Raw genomic sequence first — 17,181 nt, 5'->3', positions numbered from 1 at the left:
AGCTCTCGATGCGCTCGATGATCTGCGTGGCCGCCATCCTCGCCATTGGTGCCGGCCCTGCCGCCGACCGGCGCATCCGCTACGTCACCTATGCCCCCGACGAGGTGGTCCAGATCGACGCGGTCGCAGGGGTGGTGACCCATGTCGCGCTCGAGCCGGGCGAGAGCTACGTGACGCATGCCTTTGGCGACGGCAAGGCGTGGGACTTCGCCGTGAAGGGTAACCACTGCTTCCTGAAGGCCGTCGCGACCAACGCCGACTCGAACCTGACCGTCGTGACCGACCGGCGAAGCTACCACTTTGGCCTGAGGCTCCTCGCCGCGCCGGCGGCAGCTCCGACCTTCGAGGTGGTCTTCCGCTACCCGGACACGGCGGCCCGCAAGCGGCGCGAGAGCTTGAGGCAGAGCGCCGTCGAGGAGGGCTTCGCCCGGAACGGCGAGAAGCCGAACCTCGCCTACAGCATGAGCGGCGACCTCGACCTCGCCCCGGTGAACACCTGGGACGACCGGGAGTTCACCTACTTCAAGTTCCCGGGGCAGCGGGACCTCCCGGCCATCTACCTCGTGGACGAGAGCGGGGCCGAGTCGATCGTGAACCGGCACAGCACCGGATCGGCGGTCGACGTGGTGGTGGTCCACAAGGTCGCAGCCCGCTGGGTGCTCCGGCTTGGCTCCCGAGCGCTCGCGGTCTGGAACGACGCCTACGACCCCGACGGTCGTAGGAACGCGAGCAGGACGGCCTCGCCCGACGTGAACCGCGTGCTCTGGAGGTAGCGATGAACGTGACCGAGATCGACGCCGGCGCTGTCCTCGACGAGCGCGACCGCGAGCGGGAGGCCGTGGAGGCTAGGGAACAGGTCGAGGGCGCCCGTGGGAAGGCGCAACTCGGAGGAGCCCGGCGGCCCTGGCCGGTGGGCGCCCGGACGTTCCTCGTGCTCGGGAGCCTCGTCGCGCTCGCGTTCGCCTCGGCGCTCCTCCTCAAGGCGCGCTCGGCCCGCCGGGAGAGCGAGGCGCGCCGGGAGGACAAGGCGAGCGAGCGGGTCGAGAAGCGGGTGCCCGCGCTCAAGCTCGCCGCGCCCGCGGAGGCGCCTGCGCCCGTAGTCCCCACCGGAATCGTCGCGCCGCCGATCCCTCTCACCGGGGTCGAAACGGCGGGACCGGCCGCGCCCGCCGAGACGGACCCCCTGCAGCGGCGGCTCTCGCGTGGCTTCGGACCTACGGAGGGAGAAAGCTCCGCGCCCACACCTCCGCCGGGGCGGGGGCCTTTGCCACAGCTCGAGGCCCCCGCGGCCGGCGCCCATCGCGCGAACGGCCTGGAAGAGAAGCTCGAGCCGGTCGAGCTCAAGGGTGCTGCGGCGGGAAGGTTGCCCGACCGCGACTACCTGGTCACCCAGGGGGCGATGCTCGACTGCGTCCTCGAGACGAAGGTGGTCTCGACGGTGGCGGGGATGACCTCCTGCTATCTCACCCGAGACGTCTACTCGACGAACGGACGGGTCGTCCTCCTCGACCGTGGCTCCCGGGTGGTGGGGCGCTACCAGGGCGGAGTGCGGCAGGGCGAGGCGCGCATCTTCATCCTCTGGACGCGGGTGGAGACGCCGTCCGGTGTGGTGGTCGACCTGCAGTCGCCGGGGACGGGGGCGCTCGGCGAGGCCGGCGTGGGCGGGGCGGTCGACACCCACTTCTGGGACCGCTTCGGCGCGGCCATCCTCCTGAGCGTCATCGAGGACGGCGCCGATGCTGCCGCCGCGCGTGCCGGGGGGGCGCAGCAGGGCACGAACATCACGGTCGCGAACACCGCCAACGCCGGCAAGGAAGTGGTGGCGCGTTCGCTCGAGCCGACCGTGAACATCCCCCCGACCCTCTATGTGAACCAGGGCGAGCGGGTGGGGATCCTGGTCGCGCGGGACCTCGACTTCCGGGGTGTCTATGGGCTCGAACAAACCGAGAAGCGAGATCGATAGCCGGCCGGGGCGCGACACCGCGCTCCGGCAGCTCCTCCGCCCACTGGAGCCCTACCTCGCTCGCGGCGAGGTGACCGAGCTCGCGGTGAACCGCCCCGGGGAGCTCTGGCTCCGCACGTTCGCGGGCTGGGCGCGGGAGGAGGCGCCGGCGCTCACGGCCGCCCACCTCGACGCGCTCACGACCGGGATGGCGGTCTACAGCGGCCTCGCTCTGCGGAGCCTCGCCTCGGTCGTTCTGCCAGGCGGGGAGCGGGGCCAGATCGTTCGCGAGCCGGCCTGCGTGAGAGGCTTCACGCCGCTCACCATCCGCAAGCACCTCCAGGCGGTGCGTACTCTCGAGGAGCTCGAGGGGGAGGGAGCTTTCGAAGGGGCGCGGGACGTGAGCTTCCACCGGCCCTCGAAGGAGGAAGCACGCGCCGCGGCGGACCGCCAGGACGCCGGCCGGATCGAGCCCGTGGACGTGGAACTCCTCGCGCTCAAGCGGGAGGGGAAGCTTGCTGCGTTCCTCCAGCGCGCGGTGCTGGCGCGAAGGAACGTCGTCATCGCCGGCAAGACCGGCTCGGGCAAGACCACCCTCGCGCGCTCGCTCGTCGCCGAGGTGCCGGCCCACGAGCGGATCGTCACCATCGAGGACGTCCACGAGCTCGCGCTCCCATGCCATCCGAACCGCGTCCACCTCATGTACGGCGAGGGCCCGGGCCGCGTGACGGCCGAGGCGTGCCTCGCGGCCTGCATGCGCCTCTCGCCCGACCGGATCTTCCTCGCCGAGCTGCGCGGGAGCGAGGCCTGGGAGTACGTCCAGGGGCTCAACACCGGCCACCCGGGCTCGGTCACGACGACGCACGCGAACGGTGCCGTGCAGGCCTTCGATCGCATCGCGGGGCTGGTCAAGAGCAGCGAGGTCGGGCGAGGGCTCGAGGTCGCCGAGATCCGGCGCGTTCTCCACGCCACCCTCGACGTCGTACTCTTCATGTCCGAGCGGCGGGTGACCGAGGTCTACTTCGACCCGATCTTCGCCCGGCGCGAGGGGTGAAGGGCTACCAGATCATCCCGACCATGATCGGGAAGGTGCATTGCCAGGGCGCAGACTGTAGCCCGGTTCGCATGACCGCCACGCCGGCGATGGAGACCCAGCGGTTTGCGAAGCGCCACTCGACGAGCGCGGAGACGCGCGCGAAGGGAGCGGAATCGGTTCTGGACGAGAGAGGGATGCCGTAGCTCGTGCCCTGGGGAACAAGAGCGACGTCGTGGAGGCTCTGAGTGGTGTACCCGACCTCCCCGGCGAGGACGGGCGCGAGGTGGTAGCCGCTGTCGAACCGGTAAAGAGCCAGGGCCGAAGCGGAGAAGGCCTGGTCGGTCGCGACGAGGGTTCCGGGATAGGTGGGACCGCCGGGAAGGCCCGCAGCGGAGGGCGAGAAGGAGAGGCCGGAACTGGTGGCGTACCGGACGGCCGCGCCGACGTGGAGCGCGTTGGTGAGGCCGTAGTAGCCGACGAGCCCGAGTTCGCTGCGGAACTGGGTGGAGCTTGCCCTCCCCAACGAAGGGTCGCTGAAGCCGGCCACCCCGGGCTCGACCGAGAGGAGGGCGTAGGTCTCGCCCCTGTCGGCATGCGCCGGTACGGGGCGCAACATGGCGAGCACTGCGAGGAGGAAGAGCCGCGCTGGTCTCATGGCGAGTCTCCAGGCGCCGAGGTCCCTCGGCTCACGGGTGCTTGATGCAGCAGATGTGGGCCTGCGAGGTGGTCAAGGTGTTCACGGCGGTCCCGGTGTTGTCGGTCCAGATGCAGGTGATGGCTGCCGGGAAGATGGAGTTTCCCGGCCAGCCGTTGTTGGTGGGATCGGACGCGAGGTGGAGCAGTTGCGTCTCGTGCTCGGTGCAGAAGCCGGTGAGCGGGAGGTCGGCGGCGGCATCGCAAGACACGCCGGTGATGCCGCTCGTCGTCCCCACGGCCGAGTGCCGGCAGTAGATGTCGGCGCGCGAGGTGTAGAGCCCGCCGCCGGTCAAGCCCTGGGGGCCCGCAGGACCTTGAGATCCCGTGGGCCCCGTGGGCCCCGTGGGGCCCTGCGGCCCAGTAGGTCCCTGCGGCCCCGCCGGCCCCTGGGGGCCGATGGCCCCCTGAGCAGCTGCGGCTCCGGGGATTCCCTGGGGGCCCGCCGGCCCCTGCGGCCCCGCCGGTCCCTGCGGGCCGGTGGCGCCGTTACAGGCAAGGGAGCAAAGGACGAGGAGGGCGGCGAGGTGGCGGCGCGATGGCATGGTTGTTCCTGTCAGTGGGAGAGGGTGCGGGCGAAGGAGACGCCGCTCTTGAGGGTCTGGGGCTCACCGAACGGCTGCAGGTTCGGGAGGAGCCCCTGGCTCACGAGGCCTAACGACCCCGAGAGCTGCTCTACGGACTGCGCGAGGTAGTTCACGAAACGGTAGCTCTGCCAGTTGCGGTAGATGCTGCCGACGTTCGTGGACCAGGTGTACACGGCCGGGCTGGCGATGCCGGACCAGCCGGGCAGGTCGGGCATGTAGCAGACGCACGCGTATCCGCGAGCGTTCCACCAGCTGTCCTGGTTGAAGCGGCAGCCGCTGCCGCGCACGTCGGATGTCGGGACGACCGCGGAGGGGTCGGCGCCGAAGGCGAGACAGGCCGCCTGGCTCTGGTTGATGTCGGCGCTCTGCGTCACCACGTGCGTGCAGGCTCGGTCGACGCCGTCATTGAGCCAGGCGTCGTCCCTCCAGATCTCGAAGCGGGGCGGAGTCGAGCTGGTGGGGTTCACCTTGGTGAAGTTAAGCGGGAGCTGCGCCCGGCTGGTCGCGGCCGGGCGCGTGACGTAGATGGCGATCTCCCCGGGGACCGTGCCCTGCGCCGCCGGGACCACGTACTCGCCCGCGACCACCTGAGCAGCGCTTCCCTCGTGGTCAGACGCCACTACGTAGGCGAGCGTGCCCGGCGCAGCGGTCTCCGCCTGGTAGATGGTCGCGGCCGAGTTCGCTCGGTCCCAGGGCTGTCCGGAGTAGTTTTCGACCGAGTACTGCTGGCCCATCCCGCTGCTATGGGAGAGATAGGTCCAGGACTGTGGCGCGCTGCCGGCGGTCTCGCCGGGATACTGCGGGATGGCGTCGCATTGGTCGCCCCAGGAGACTGTTCCCTGGAAGAGGAAGCCGTCGGCGGCGTAGTTGCCGCTCATGGAAGCGTTGTCGGTTGACCAGGTCTCGTTGACGGCGACGGAACCGGATACCGGGGCGGTCACTGCCACCGGGGTCGAGGCGGGATTGCTCACCAGGTAGCGGACGAGCCGCACCTGCTGCTCCGGCAGGAACGCCGGGGAATAGGTGAAGAGCGAGGCGTAGGCGGCGGCGGTGACGGTGTAGCTCGTCGCTGCCTTGGGATCCCCCGCAGTCGGGTAGCTCGTGTCCTCGACGATCGCGACCACCGGGCCGATGACGTGGAAGGTGTAAGTGAACGGCCCAACGGAGGCGGTGTTGCCGGCAGCATCAGCGAGGGAGAGGGTCACCGATACCGTCGCTGCGCCGGCCACGCTCGCGAGCGGCGGGACGATGTCGCTCGAGAGTGGGAGGTCGAAGTAGAGGTTGCTCGGGTCGGTCCTGGTGCTCGGAAAGAGGGCGCCGCTGGCAGCGATTGGGGTGGAGCCGCCCGAGGAGACGAGCGCGGTGAAGTTCGCGTTCACGATGGCCGAGTCGGTCGCCGCCGAATACGGCACAACGAAGCGCAAGGTGGGGGTGTTGTTCGCGTTGGTGCTCTCGATCTCGGCGATGTTGGGGGTGCCGCCCGAGCCAAGTCGAGTCGCCGTCTTGTAGATGGAGCTTCCGGACGGGATCACCACCAGGGGGCCCTTGCTGTACTGCGCAGGGATCTGGGCGCGGCCCGAGCCGTCGACGAGGATCGTCATGCCCCGCTCGTCGTAGTAGGAGGCGAAGGCGCCGTCGGAGGTGGCGGTGGGCGGGGTGTTGTCGATGAGGATGTCGGCGGTGAGCTGGTAGGGGGCGAGAGCGTTCACTCCACTGTTCGCGACCGGGAGGGCAAGGTCGTCGGCCCAGACTGCGATGCTGTTGTGCTGGGAGGAGGCAAGCTGGACCGTGACCAACCACGAGCCGTCCGGCTGGAGCGTCCCGTCCACGGGGAAGCTGGTGCCGACGCGCGCGTGTACCGCCTTGACGCCCGCCCCTGGGCTGTCAAAGGCCTTCAAGAGCAGGGAGTAGTGCCCGAGGTTGTCGCTCGCGTGCTGGATGGCGGCCGGGGGCGTCACTGCCCAGGAGAGCGCGGGCGGAGTCCGGTCGAGATGGATGCTGATCTGGAGGTTCGTAGAGTTGCCGACCAGATCGGTCGCGGTGAAGGTCGTAGCGACGGAGGTCGCGCCGGCCGCGACCGCGCTCGTGTCCCAGGTCCCGACGAGGTGGGCCGGGTTCGAGTCGGCGGAGAGGAAGCCGGCGAGCCCGAGCTGCGTCAGCGACGCGACCCCGCTCGGAGCAGCCCCGGCGTCGGTCGCCGTGACATCGAGATCGATTGCCGTCGAATAGAAGGCGCTCGGGAGCGGCTTCGCGACCGAGATCGAGGGCGGGGTGTTGTCGGCGACAAGCGTAAAGGTCGTCGTGCCGGCGTTGCTCATCGTATCGATCGCAGTGACCACGAAGGAGACGGGGCCGTCGGCGGCCTTGGTCGTGTCCCAGGTGCCGACGAAGTGGCTCGCCGTCGAGCGCTGTAGGTCACGCGAGACGGCCGAGCCGCTCACGGTGACCGCGATGGAGGCGACGCCCGATACGTCGGCGGCGTCAACGGTGACGGTCACGATCCCGCCGACGAGGTTCTTGTTCGCACCCACCGGGGCGGCGTTCTGCGGGCCGTTCGCGACCGAGTAGGTGAAGGTCGCCACCACCGAGGGCGGAGTGGTGTCGAACCCGAGGCTAGGCGGGTCGCCGAAGAGGTCGGTCGCGTCCGCCGTGATGGCGTCGTAGACGCCGGCGTTGGTGAGGTCGGTACGCGAGATGCCGGACCTGTTGAGGCTCGAGCGGATCCACTCGTCGAGGGCGGTGGCGAGCGGGACTCGCAGGAACTGCGAGTCGAGCGTCACCGGGGTCGTCCCCAGCGTCCGGAGCAGCGTGCCCTGCGGCCCCTTGCCGTTGAACTGGGCGTCGGCGTCGAGGTCCTGCTCGAGGAGCTGCGCGAGGGAGATGGCGTTGATGGCCGAGGAGTCCGAGCCGTAGCCGGCCTTGAGGGCGGTGTCGCGGGCAAGCTGGTTCAGGGCCACGTCGAAGAGCCCGGCGTAGGACGCGTCGAGGAGGGTCTGCGACCCCGCGGTGAGCATGACCGGGACGGTCCAGCGCAGCGCGGCCGGTGACCAGGCGGTAGCGCTCGCGGTGATGTGCTTCACGAAGAGCTGGTCGCGGAGCGTGAGCGCGCTGCTGAGGCTGCTCTTGCCGGGATGGGCCGGGTGGAGCCCCTTCGCGTAGGCGAGCGCCTCGTGGTCGGCGAGCGTCGTCCAGAGGGAGAGGGGTGTCGTGACGCCGGTGCCGCTCGCGTAACTCGCGAGGTAGGACGTGAAGGTGAAGCCGGCCGGGATCTGGATGTTGGTCGGGGTGGCGGCGCTCGGATCCGAGTAGCTGAGGGCCGTGCCCGAGGCGATCACCTGGACCGGGCCCACGTAGTTCTCTGTGGTGAGGACGACGGTGGCCTTCCCGTTCGCGTCCGTCGGCCCTCCGACCCCGAGGAGCCCGCTCTGGCCGATGGCGGTGTTCACCGCGCCCGTCGAATCGTCGATGGCCATGACCGCCACGGTGGCGCCCTGGATCGGCGCGCCCGCCGAGACCCGGACATCGAAGCTGCCGGGCGGAACGTTGTCGACCACGACCGTGAGGGTCTTATCGGAGACCGTCCCGGCGTTGTCGGTCGCCCGGAAGTGCAGGCTCGCCGCGCCCTCGAGCGCCTTGGTGGTGTCCCAGGTCGCCGAGAAAGAGCCCGGGTCCGACGCCGCGTTCATGCCCATGCCCGGGGGAGCATCCACCATCACGAAGCTCACGACGTTGCCGCCGCTGTCGGGAGTAGCCTGCGCAGTCACCGAGACCGTCCCCTTCACCGTCGCCTGTTCGCTCGGGCTCGCGACGGTGATGCTGGCTCCCCGGGATTGGACCGTGACCTGGAGGTCTTGGGTGGTCCGGTGGCCGAGCTCGTCTTCGGCAGCAGCTGTGATCGTGACCGGCCCGTCCGCGAGCCCGCTGGCGTCGAGGACGGCCAGCAGCGTGGCGCTGGTCTTGTAGCTGTCAACGAAGCTCGGCTGGGCCGAGACGAGGCTCGCCGGCGCCGTGAACGCCACCGAGGACAGCGGGGCGACGCCCTTCACCTGGACCTGCACCGGGACCTTGCCGTGCACGGCTCCGTTCGGCGAAGGGGCGAGGAAGGTGATCTGCGGGGCCGGAGCCGAGTCGAGCGCCGGCTGGCCGGAGCAGCCGGGCAGACAGAGCAGGCTTCCGCCGAGCGAAAGCAAGAGGACGCTAGAGCAAGCGCGAGGCCAGTTCATGAGTTCCCCCTTGAGACTGCGCGAACCTGGTGGATTCGGGCGATCCCGAGAACAGGCTTCCCTCATGGCCGGCGTCACTGCCGGTCGAGAGGTCACTTGCTCACGAGCTGCGGTCATGCTGTGCCATGCCTGAACTGTGTGTCAATGGCCCGCCCCATCAAGGAAGCCGGAACGTGACCGAAATCAAGCGGGCTTCGCTTTGCGTTGACTGTTGGTGTTGCGTGGGGCCCGAACAGGTGCGGTGCATTGCCGGGCTTCGCGCGCGGAGGCGCGGGACAGACCCGAGCTTGCTATCCGCCTCGGGCGCCAGGGTCGAAGCTGCGGCTCCGCGTCACGCTGTGTCGGAGCGGCGTGGACAATCGCGAGAGCGGGCCTGCGGACGGCCCGGATGAAGCAAGGAGGACCGATGCGATACGTCGATTCGATCGTGGCGCCGGAGGAGGAGATCCTGCATCGCGGTCGCCTGCACTGGACGATCTTCCTCTACCCCTCTGCGTTCCTGACGCTGTTCCTCCTCCCGCTCGCGCGCTGGCTGACCTGCGAGGCGGTCGTGACGAGCCGACGCATCGTCATCGCGAGCGGGTTCCTGCGCCGGAGCACCTTCGAGCTTTCGCTGAGCCGCTTCGAGTCGATCCGCGTCGAGCAGAGCCTTCTCGCCAGGCTCTTGGGCTTCGGGTCAGTGCTCGTCGTAGGGGTGGGCGGCGGGCGACAGGCTTTCCTGCCCATGGCGCGTCCGATGGCCTTCCGGAAGGCGATGGTGGAGGCAGCTCGCGAAGTCGACTAGATGGTCAAATGCGGGACGTCTGGCGCAACATCGCCGCAAAGCTTGGCTAGGTCGAGGTTGTGGAAAGCAACCGCGCCAGCATCAGCACCGGGGGTTGCGTAACGCCAATTGGATCGAGCAGGCCATTGTAGCACAGGTGCAGGGTTTCGATCTTGGTCTAAGAGTCGGGGCGGGCGGCAGGCGTTTTCAGTCGTCACACTCCGAATCTAAGGCACGGGTCGAGGTTCCCTTGGCTGCACTCGTCAGGAGTGGGAGGATGCCTTGAGTTGACGAACTGTTTCCAGCAAGTTGCGGATCTGCTCCTCCCGCAAGCCAACGGTCTCCTTGAACAACTCCTCTCGAGGAGATTCTCCGGCCACCAGGTCCGCCATGGTGACCTCTAAGACGGCTGCGACCTTCGCAAGGACGGTCACGCTGGGGACAACGAACCCGCGTTCAAGCTCTGAGACGTAACCCCTTCCGACCTCGCACTCCTCGACAAACGCGTCGAAGTTGATGCCGCGCGTGGTGCGAAGCGACTTCACGCGGGCGCCGACGCGCTGCGCAAGCGCGTCCGGCACACGCCGGTGAAGGGTGCTCCTGCGTCCGGATTTCGGCACAGGTTGACGGTAGCCCGAGAGATGGCTATCGTGGGTTCGAAATTTCGAACTCTAGAACCGATGTAAAACTGGGGCCTCACGGCAACGGAGCAGGTTGGGGATCCCGTGCGGCCCTGACGTCAGGCCTGCATGGTAGATCTCGGCACCGGGCACCGTTCGAAATCTGTAGGAGTCGCCGATCTGAAGTGATACGAAACTGTGCGGTTCCAGGTCCGACCGACGGACGCAGTTTCCGTCATCCGCGCCGCAGGTGAATATGGTGAAGACGATGTCTGATCGATCGAAAGCCGTCGTGCTTCTGAGTGGTGGCCTGGACTCGACGACCGCTCTCGCCATCGCGAATTCAGAGGGCTACGAGTCGTACGCCCTCAGCTTCAGGTACGGACAAAGGCATGTTGCGGAACTCGCAGCAGCGCAGCGGGTCGCCTCCCGCTACGGCGTGAGGCAGCACGTCATTGCCGACATCAACCTGCGGGTGTTCGGCGGGTCGGCGCTGACGGCCGACATCGCGGTTCCGAAAGATAGGCCCCTGGACCACATGGGTGAGGGCATCCCGGTAACGTACGTCCCTGCACGCAATACCATCTTCTTGTCGTTCGCCCTCGCGTGGGCTGAGGTGCTCGAGGCAGGCGACATCTTCCTCGGCGTTAACGCACTCGACTACAGCGGCTACCCGGACTGCCGGCCCGAGTACATCGAAGCGTATGAGCGGATGGCGAATCTCGCCACGAAGGCGGGAGTCGAGGGGCGTCAGCGGTTGCGGATTCACACGCCGCTGCTTCGGCTCACCAAGGCAGGGATCATCCGCAAGGGACTCGACCTCGGTGTCGATTATTCCTTGACGAGTTCCTGCTATGACCCATCACCGAGTGGCGCAGCCTGTCGCCATTGCGACTCGTGCCTTCTAAGGAACAAGGGCTTTGAGGAGCTTGGGATGACCGACCCGGTATACGGACGAGCCCCGTAGAGCCCGATGGCATACGTCGTCAAAGAGATCTTCTACACGGTTCAGGGCGAGGGTGGCCACGCCGGGCGCCCCGCCGTGTTCTGTCGGTTTTCGGGTTGCAATTTGTGGTCTGGGCGGGAAGTCGACCGCGCTTCAGCCGTGTGTCGCTTCTGCGATACGGACTTCTCCGGGACCGACGGACCCGGCGGAGGGCGATTTGCCTCGCCGGATGATCTCGCCGATGCGGTTCGCAACGCGTGGCCTGGCTCGACTGCGCCGAACCGGCGGCCTTTCGTGGTTTGCACTGGCGGGGAGCCGGGTCTCCAACTCGACCCTTTACTCGTGAGAGCTCTGCATGTGAGGGGGTTTGAAATCGCCGTCGAAACGAACGGGACCGTTCCGCTGGTCAGCGGAATCGATTGGGTGTGTGTCAGCCCAAAAGCGGGAACGGAACTCGCTGTGCGCACGGGCAACGAGCTCAAGCTCATCTTCCCGCAGTTTGGTGCGGAGCCGAAGAGATACGCCTCGCTACCGTTCGCAGAGTTCTTCCTGCAGCCGATGGACGGGCCGCGCCGCGTTGAGAACACGCAGCGCGTCCTCGAGTACTGCCTCGCGAATCCACCATGGCGGGTAAGTCTCCAGGCACACAAGTGGCTCGGAATCCGGTGAGAGGACCGTGGAACTCTTCAAGCAGTTCACGTTCGAGGCGGCGCACCGGTTGCCTAACGTCCCGCCTGGGCACAAGTGCTCCAGGCTTCATGGCCATTCGTTCATGGTCGAGTTGCACGCCCGGGGTCCGGTGGGTTCGGAGTCCGGTTGGGTGATGGACTTCGGCGATATCAAGAAGGCGTTCCAGCCTCTGCTGGACAGGCTCGACCACTACTATCTCAACGAGGTTGACGGCCTCGAGAACCCCACGAGCGAGGTGCTGGCGCGCTGGATCTGGCGTCGTTTGAAGCCCGGACTTCCGCTTCTGTCCGAGATCGTCGTTCGTGAGACATGCACTTCGGGCTGCATCTACCGCGGGGAGGAGGAGTGATGATGGTCGACCTCCAGGGTTCGCCCGACGACCGGAAGATCGCGATCGATCAGGTCGGGGTGACCGACCTGAAATACCCGATCGTCATTCTCGACCGGTTGCACGAGAAGCAGCAGACAGTGGCTAGTCTGACGATGTCCGTGAACCTTCCGCATCATTTCAAGGGCACGCACATGAGCCGCTTCATCGAGGTGCTTTCCGAGCACCGCGGTGAGGTGACGATGCGGACGCTGCCGACGGTCCTCAAGCAACTCAAGGCGGTTCTCGAGGCGGAGAGTGCGCGCATCGAGGTCCGTTTTCCGTATTTCCTCGAGCGCGTTGCGCCGGTGAGTGGCGCCACCGCGCCGATGGACTATGACTGCTGGTTCATCGGAGAGGTCAACGGCGGCTCTGATGACTTCCTGCTGGGGGTTCGCGTTCCGGTCACCAGCCTGTGTCCATGCTCTAAGGCCATCAGCGACTACGGCGCGCACAACCAACGAGGCCTTGTCACCATCGAGGTTCGTGGGGAACGCGAGGCGGAAGGTCATCCCGCGCTCATCTGGATCGAAGAACTGGTTGCGGTGGCCGAGACCTCGGGCTCCGCTCCCGTGTACCCCCTGCTGAAGCGTGCGGACGAGCGGCATGTCACCATGCAGGCATACGACAACCCGGTGTTCGTCGAGGATATGGTCCGTAACGTCGCGTCCAAGCTTCAATCGGACGACCGCATTGCCTGGTTCAGAGTGGAAGCAGTGAACCAGGAGAGCATCCACAACCACAGCGCCTTCGCGCGAATCGAGTGGAAGCGTCCTTCCGTCTAGCGATGGCAACCCGTCTTCACATCGTCGCGAACTGCGCCGACCGAAAGCGCCTGGCAGTGCCGGGCGAGCGTCGGCTCGGGTCGCACCACGCGCACGGGTCGATGTCCCGCCTCTCGAGTTTCGTGAAAGCGCTGAGTTCAGCTCGCGGTAACTCCGTGGAAGCGAAGGACCTGTACGTTGGTCCTTACTGGGCGGTAGTTAGGGAGTTGCCACTCGTGGCCGAAGCTTCCCGGATCGCTGCATCGCTGTGGGTCGCGTCGGCCGGGTATGGCCTCGTGCCTTCCAACGCCAAGTTGCACGGGTACTCGGCCACGTTCAGGGTGGGCGAAGCGGACTCCGTTGCGTGCACTGCCGAGCCCTATTCGGTAGCTGAGCAGGTCTCCGCGTGGTGGGCCGAACTTGCTCGATGGAACGGACCGACCCGTCAGCCGCGACGGGTCACGGATCTCGCGTCGGCTGAACCGCACGCACACGTGATGGTGGTTGCGTCCCCGCGATACGTCCAGGCCATGGCCGACGATCTCCGGGGCGCAGCAGAGGTCCTCGGGAGTCGACTGATCGTCGTCACGTCGCAAGAATTCGGGGGAGGCGACCAGCTGAGCCGCAATGTCGTCGTGTCACAGGAGCGTCTCCTTGCCGAGGTGCAGGGAGCTCGCCCGGCTCTGCACGCGCGGATTGCGCGCCACATCCTCGCTGGCGCGCGAACCCATGGTCTCGATTCGGAAACGCTTCGCGCCCGTTACCAGCAACTCGCTGAGTCGGCTGACTTTCGCCCCGCCCCTGAGCGCCAGCCGATGACCGACCACGAAGTAAGGCGGTTCATCAAGCAAGAACTTCGCACTGCACCGGACCTCAGTTGCACGCGCGCGTTGCGGATGCTGCGCGATGCCGGCAGGGCATGTGAGCAGAAGCGCTTCAAGAACCTCTTCCGTGAGGTCGCCAGCCGTGTCCACTGAAACCGTGATACGCCGCCGCGCGCTGAGAATTGTTCAGGACCCGAAGCATCCTCTGTACTTGTTTACGCTCACTGCAGCGGAGTTGCTACAGGTAGCCGACGTTTCGCGTGTGTCGCGGACAGAGGTCGGCAAGTTGATCGGCTACCAGCGCCCCGAGGTAAAGAAGCACGTTCGTGGCATCATCGAATACCTCGATAGCGGTCCGGTGCTCTTCCCGAACTCCGTGATCTTGGCCCTTTCGTCTAGCGTGGTGTTCAAGGAGATGAGGGGGCCCAAGATCGACGAGGCGCTCGCGGACGCTGGGACGATCGAGATCGTTCTCTCCGCTGATGGTCAGCCGCGTCCCGCGTGGATCGTTGATGGTCAGCAGCGGGCCCTTGCGCTTTCGCGGTGCCAACGCCGGGACTTGCTCGTTCCGGTTAATGCGTTCATCGCCGATGACCTGGAGTCCCAGAAGGAGCAGTTTCTTCGGATCAACAACACCAAGCCGCTGCCTCGCGGTCTGGTGAACGAACTTCTTCCGGACGTGGATACCGTCCTTCCGACGCATCTCGCCGCTCGACACGCGCCAGCGAAGTTGACGGAGTTGCTCAACCGCGATCCCGAGTCACCTTTTTTGGGTCTCATTCATCGGACCTCGATGAAAGGCGCGGGCAAGGGCAAGGCGGTGGTGAGCGACACGGCCGTGCTCCAGATGATCCACGAAAGCCTGACTACCCCGTCCGGATGCCTGTTCCCTTACCGCAACATTGCTACCGGCGAGACGGACTTCGCGGGCGTCAGACTCGTCCTCCTGCTGTACTGGAACGGCGTGAAGTCGGTATTCCCCGAGGCCTGGGGACTCCCTCCCTCACGAAGCCGTCTCATGCACGGCGCCGGCATTCGCGCGATGGGGCGCCTAATGGACCGAGTCATGGGTGTCGTGCGACTCGGCGACAAGAGGGCAGAGAAACTCGTCAGGCGGGAACTCCTGCGCGTCAAGGACGAGTGCCACTGGACCGAGGGCGAGTGGACGGAACTCGGCGGCCTTCGATGGAACGAGGTTCAAAACGTTCCCACGCACGTTAAGGTCCTCTCCAATTTCCTGGTCCGTGCGTACCTGCAGCGCAGCCGGAGTGCGGCATGAAGTTCTTCTTTCCAGATAGTCAAGACCTCGTGGACCCTGGGTTTGACTTCGAGAAGGAGCGTTGGTCGGAGGCGCGCATCCGCCAGCGGGACGACCGGTACGCCCACGAGATCTTTCGCAAGCGCGCGTTCGATGGGCTCCTCGTTTCGAAGGGGATCGTCGACGGGTTCGGTGGTGTCGGGAGTCGGTACTCCCTCGGTCAGCGGAACCGACTCCTCCGAAACGGTGTCCGTGAGTTCTTCCGACTCGATAACGCACCGTACGATCTTCCGGTCATGGGGGACTGCGGAGCGTTCACTTATGTGAAGGAAAGGGTGCCGCCGTACACGGTTGACCAGGTTATCCAGTTCTACTCCGACTGTCAGTTTGACTTCGGGCTTTCGGTTGACCATGTCATCTTTGAGTTCAAGTCGACCTGGGATGCGGACGAAGCGGCCGTTCCGCCGGAGATCCGTGAACGTCAGGCGATCACGCTTCAGCTTGCACGGGAGTTTTTGGACCGTCATCGGAAGTCGAAGCCGATGTTCTCCGCTGTTGGAGTAGCGCAAGGGTGGAGTCCAAATTCGTATGCGAACGCAGTGAAGGCCCTGCAGTCCATGGGCTATCGCTACATCGCAATGGGCGGCATGGTGCCACTCAAGACTCCGGAGATCCTCGCGTCACTTGCTGCCGTTGCCGGCGTTCGAAAGCCTTCGACGAAGTTGCACTTGCTCGGCGTGACCCGCACAGAGGCGATCCCCCGCTTCGCTTCCTACGGCGTCGCGAGTTTCGACAGCACGTCGCCGCTGCGCCAGGCGTTCAAGGACGATCGCGACAACTACTACACACTCGACGGGGCGTTCACGGCCATCCGGATCCCGCAAGTGGAAGGGAACGCGACGTTGCAGAAGTTGGTGTTGTCCGGCGCGGTCGACCAGGCAATAGCGCGACGCCTTGAAAGAGCGTGCCTCGCCGTGATGCGCGACTACGAGGCAGGGAAGGCTGGGGTAAAGGACGTCGTCCGCGTTCTCATGGAGTACGAGCACCTCGCTCGGCCACATCGCTCGGACTCCCCTGTAAGCAAGCGCAGACGCTCGAGTACGGACAACGAGAGCGCGTATCGGGAAGTCCTCGAGGTCGCTCCATGGCGCAACTGCGCCTGCGAGGTGTGCCGTCAACTCGGTCACCACGTGATCCTGTTCCGTGGAGCCGAACGTAACCGGCGTCGCGGCTTCCATAATTTGTACGTCTTCTATCGGCGTCTCCAGCGCGAACTCGGCCGTTCGGCCGAAGCGGCCGCATGAGTAGCGGAGTTAACGAAATGTCTCGAACCAAGAATGAACTTCGCCTTCCGGCACTCGAAGTGCAGCAGGGGCCTCGGCGAAGGCTCTATGTGTTCGCCGTCGACGGTAAGGTTGTTCCCAAGTTCGCGGCGGTCTCGCGCATTCGACGCGCTGGTCATGACGTCGCCGGATACCAACGGCCGGAGGTGCTCGCGCACATCGATGAGATCAGGTCGTACGTCGAAAGCGACAACCCCATGATCCCTAACGCCGTGGTGCTCGCGTTCGACAAGCGTGTGAGGTTCGAGTCCGCGTTGGGTCCTACGGGGACATACACACGGCCTGGCGAGATCATCATCCCGATGGAGAATGGCTGGGAGGAGGAAGACAAGCCCGGGTTTATCGTCGATGGACAGCAGAGGCTAGCAGCCGTTCGCGAAGCAGAGGTGGAGGCTTTCCCGTTGTGCGTCACGGCGTTCATTACGGATGACCTGAAGCAGCAGACGGAGCAGTTCATCCTCGTGAACTCGACGAAGCCGCTTCCCAAGGGGCTCATCTACGAGTTGCTGCCGAACACCGTGGCGAGGCTTTCGTCGGCTCTGAACAAGCGGCGGTTCCCGGCTGAGTTGCTGACGCTTCTCAACCGCGATGAGAACTCCCCGATGAAGGGCCTTATCCAGACGCCGACTAACCCTCAGGGAGTCATTAAGGATAACTCCATCCTACGGATGCTTGAAGCGAGCCTCAGCGAGGGAGTTCTCTACCGGCACAAGACCAAGGAGGGGGCAGATGTAGAGGCGATGTTCTCGTTGCTCTGCGCTTACTGGGGTGCGGTTAGGATCGTATTCGAGGATGCCTGGGGAAAGCCCCCAAAGAAGTCCCGCCTTATGCATGGAGCGGGGATTCTTTCAATGGGTCACGTGATGGACTGGGTTGGAGACCGCCACCGGGGGAAGCGACTTCCAACCGTGGACATATTTGCACGCGATCTCGGACCTCTCCGCGATGTATGCCGTTGGACCGACGGCGTGTGGGACTTCGGGCCCGGGCAACAACGGAAGTGGAACGAATTGCAGAACACCTCGAAGGACATCCAGTTGCTCGCGAACCACCTGCTCGTCCAATACAAGACGAGGGTGGGAAGCGCTGCGTAGTCCCTCGTCAGGCTCGATATTATGGCGTGAC

16 protein-coding genes are annotated in these 17,181 nt (G+C 66.0%); 12 read left to right on the top strand and 4 right to left on the bottom strand.

Translation table 11 applies throughout. The features are described from left to right. Window positions 1-8: 8 nt before the first annotated feature. The 3 genes from AMPC_RS08995 (at window position 9) to virB11 (ending at window position 2,996) form a co-directional block, all read left to right on the top strand. Window positions 9-773 carry a TrbG/VirB9 family P-type conjugative transfer protein gene (locus AMPC_RS08995; protein ID WP_248345813.1) on the top strand — a complete coding sequence of 255 codons (765 nt, stop codon included), beginning with the start codon at window positions 9-11 and terminating at the stop codon, window positions 771-773. 8 nt (window positions 774-781) lie between these two features. Further along, window positions 782-1,963 (top strand): type IV secretion system protein VirB10, encoded by a 1,182-nt coding sequence (gene virB10 / locus AMPC_RS08990; RefSeq protein ID WP_248345812.1) that lies wholly within the window; start codon window positions 782-784, stop codon window positions 1,961-1,963. A 70-nt stretch (window positions 1,964-2,033) separates the two neighbouring features. Next, window positions 2,034-2,996 carry a P-type DNA transfer ATPase VirB11 gene (gene virB11 / locus AMPC_RS08985; protein ID WP_248345811.1) on the top strand — a complete coding sequence of 321 codons (963 nt, stop codon included), beginning with the start codon at window positions 2,034-2,036 and terminating at the stop codon, window positions 2,994-2,996. 4 nt (window positions 2,997-3,000) lie between these two features. On the opposite strand, the gene AMPC_RS08980 is transcribed toward virB11, so the two are convergent. The 3 genes from AMPC_RS08980 to AMPC_RS08970 form a co-directional block, all read right to left on the bottom strand. Continuing rightward, on the bottom strand, window positions 3,001-3,633 hold the full coding sequence (locus AMPC_RS08980) for a hypothetical protein (RefSeq protein WP_248345810.1): 633 nt from the start codon (window positions 3,631-3,633) through the stop codon (window positions 3,001-3,003). A gap of 31 nt (window positions 3,634-3,664) precedes the next feature. Further along, window positions 3,665-3,967 carry a hypothetical protein gene (locus tag AMPC_RS08975; RefSeq protein WP_248346427.1) on the bottom strand — a complete coding sequence of 101 codons (303 nt, stop codon included), beginning with the start codon at window positions 3,965-3,967 and terminating at the stop codon, window positions 3,665-3,667. A gap of 260 nt (window positions 3,968-4,227) precedes the next feature. Beyond that, window positions 4,228-8,448, bottom strand: a complete 4,221-nt coding sequence (locus AMPC_RS08970) for an Ig-like domain-containing protein (protein ID WP_248345808.1) — start codon at window positions 8,446-8,448, stop codon at window positions 4,228-4,230. Window positions 8,449-8,887: 439 nt separating this feature from the next. Between AMPC_RS08970 and AMPC_RS08965 the strand changes: the two genes are divergently transcribed. Next, window positions 8,888-9,265: a PH domain-containing protein gene (locus AMPC_RS08965; protein ID WP_248345807.1), complete on the top strand. Its 378-nt coding sequence runs from the start codon at window positions 8,888-8,890 to the stop codon at window positions 9,263-9,265. Between the two features lie 242 nt (window positions 9,266-9,507). Here AMPC_RS08965 and AMPC_RS08960 read toward each other — a convergent pair whose 3' ends face one another. Then, window positions 9,508-9,789, bottom strand: coding sequence for a helix-turn-helix domain-containing protein (locus tag AMPC_RS08960; protein WP_248345806.1), 282 nt, complete (start codon window positions 9,787-9,789; stop codon window positions 9,508-9,510). A gap of 331 nt (window positions 9,790-10,120) precedes the next feature. On the opposite strand from AMPC_RS08960, the gene queC reads away from it, so the two are divergent. The 8 genes from queC to dbpB (AMPC_RS08920) all read left to right on the top strand — a co-directional run bounded on the left by queC (window position 10,121) and on the right by dbpB (AMPC_RS08920) (window position 17,150). Then, window positions 10,121-10,831 carry a 7-cyano-7-deazaguanine synthase QueC gene (gene queC / locus AMPC_RS08955; protein WP_248345805.1) on the top strand — a complete coding sequence of 237 codons (711 nt, stop codon included), beginning with the start codon at window positions 10,121-10,123 and terminating at the stop codon, window positions 10,829-10,831. 6 nt (window positions 10,832-10,837) lie between these two features. Then, window positions 10,838-11,479, top strand: a complete 642-nt coding sequence (gene queE / locus AMPC_RS08950) for a 7-carboxy-7-deazaguanine synthase (protein WP_248345804.1) — start codon at window positions 10,838-10,840, stop codon at window positions 11,477-11,479. A gap of 7 nt (window positions 11,480-11,486) precedes the next feature. Further along, window positions 11,487-11,849, top strand: a complete 363-nt coding sequence (queD, locus tag AMPC_RS08945; RefSeq protein ID WP_248345803.1) for a 6-carboxytetrahydropterin synthase QueD — start codon at window positions 11,487-11,489, stop codon at window positions 11,847-11,849. Beyond that, window positions 11,849-12,652, top strand: a complete 804-nt coding sequence (gene folE2 / locus AMPC_RS08940; protein WP_248345801.1) for a GTP cyclohydrolase FolE2 — start codon at window positions 11,849-11,851, stop codon at window positions 12,650-12,652. Before queD ends, folE2 begins: the two co-directional genes overlap by 1 nt. Window positions 12,653-13,161: 509 nt before the next feature. Next, window positions 13,162-13,608, top strand: coding sequence for a hypothetical protein (locus AMPC_RS08935; RefSeq protein WP_248345800.1), 447 nt, complete (start codon window positions 13,162-13,164; stop codon window positions 13,606-13,608). Further along, window positions 13,598-14,734, top strand: coding sequence for a DGQHR domain-containing protein DpdB (gene dbpB / locus AMPC_RS08930; RefSeq protein ID WP_248345799.1), 1,137 nt, complete (start codon window positions 13,598-13,600; stop codon window positions 14,732-14,734). The genes AMPC_RS08935 and dbpB (AMPC_RS08930) overlap by 11 nt, the downstream gene beginning before the upstream one ends. Beyond that, on the top strand, window positions 14,731-16,017 hold the full coding sequence (gene dpdA / locus AMPC_RS08925; protein WP_248345798.1) for a tRNA-guanine transglycosylase DpdA: 1,287 nt from the start codon (window positions 14,731-14,733) through the stop codon (window positions 16,015-16,017). The genes dbpB (AMPC_RS08930) and dpdA overlap by 4 nt, the downstream gene beginning before the upstream one ends. A gap of 89 nt (window positions 16,018-16,106) precedes the next feature. Further along, window positions 16,107-17,150, top strand: coding sequence for a DGQHR domain-containing protein DpdB (gene dbpB, locus AMPC_RS08920; protein WP_248345796.1), 1,044 nt, complete (start codon window positions 16,107-16,109; stop codon window positions 17,148-17,150). The last annotated feature ends 31 nt before the right edge of the window (window positions 17,151-17,181 follow it).

The sequence above is a fragment of the Anaeromyxobacter paludicola genome (assembly GCF_023169965.1).
GTDB classification, from domain to species: Bacteria; Myxococcota; Myxococcia; order Myxococcales; family Anaeromyxobacteraceae; genus Anaeromyxobacter_B; species Anaeromyxobacter_B paludicola.
This window is presented reverse-complemented; position numbering and strand designations above follow the sequence as displayed.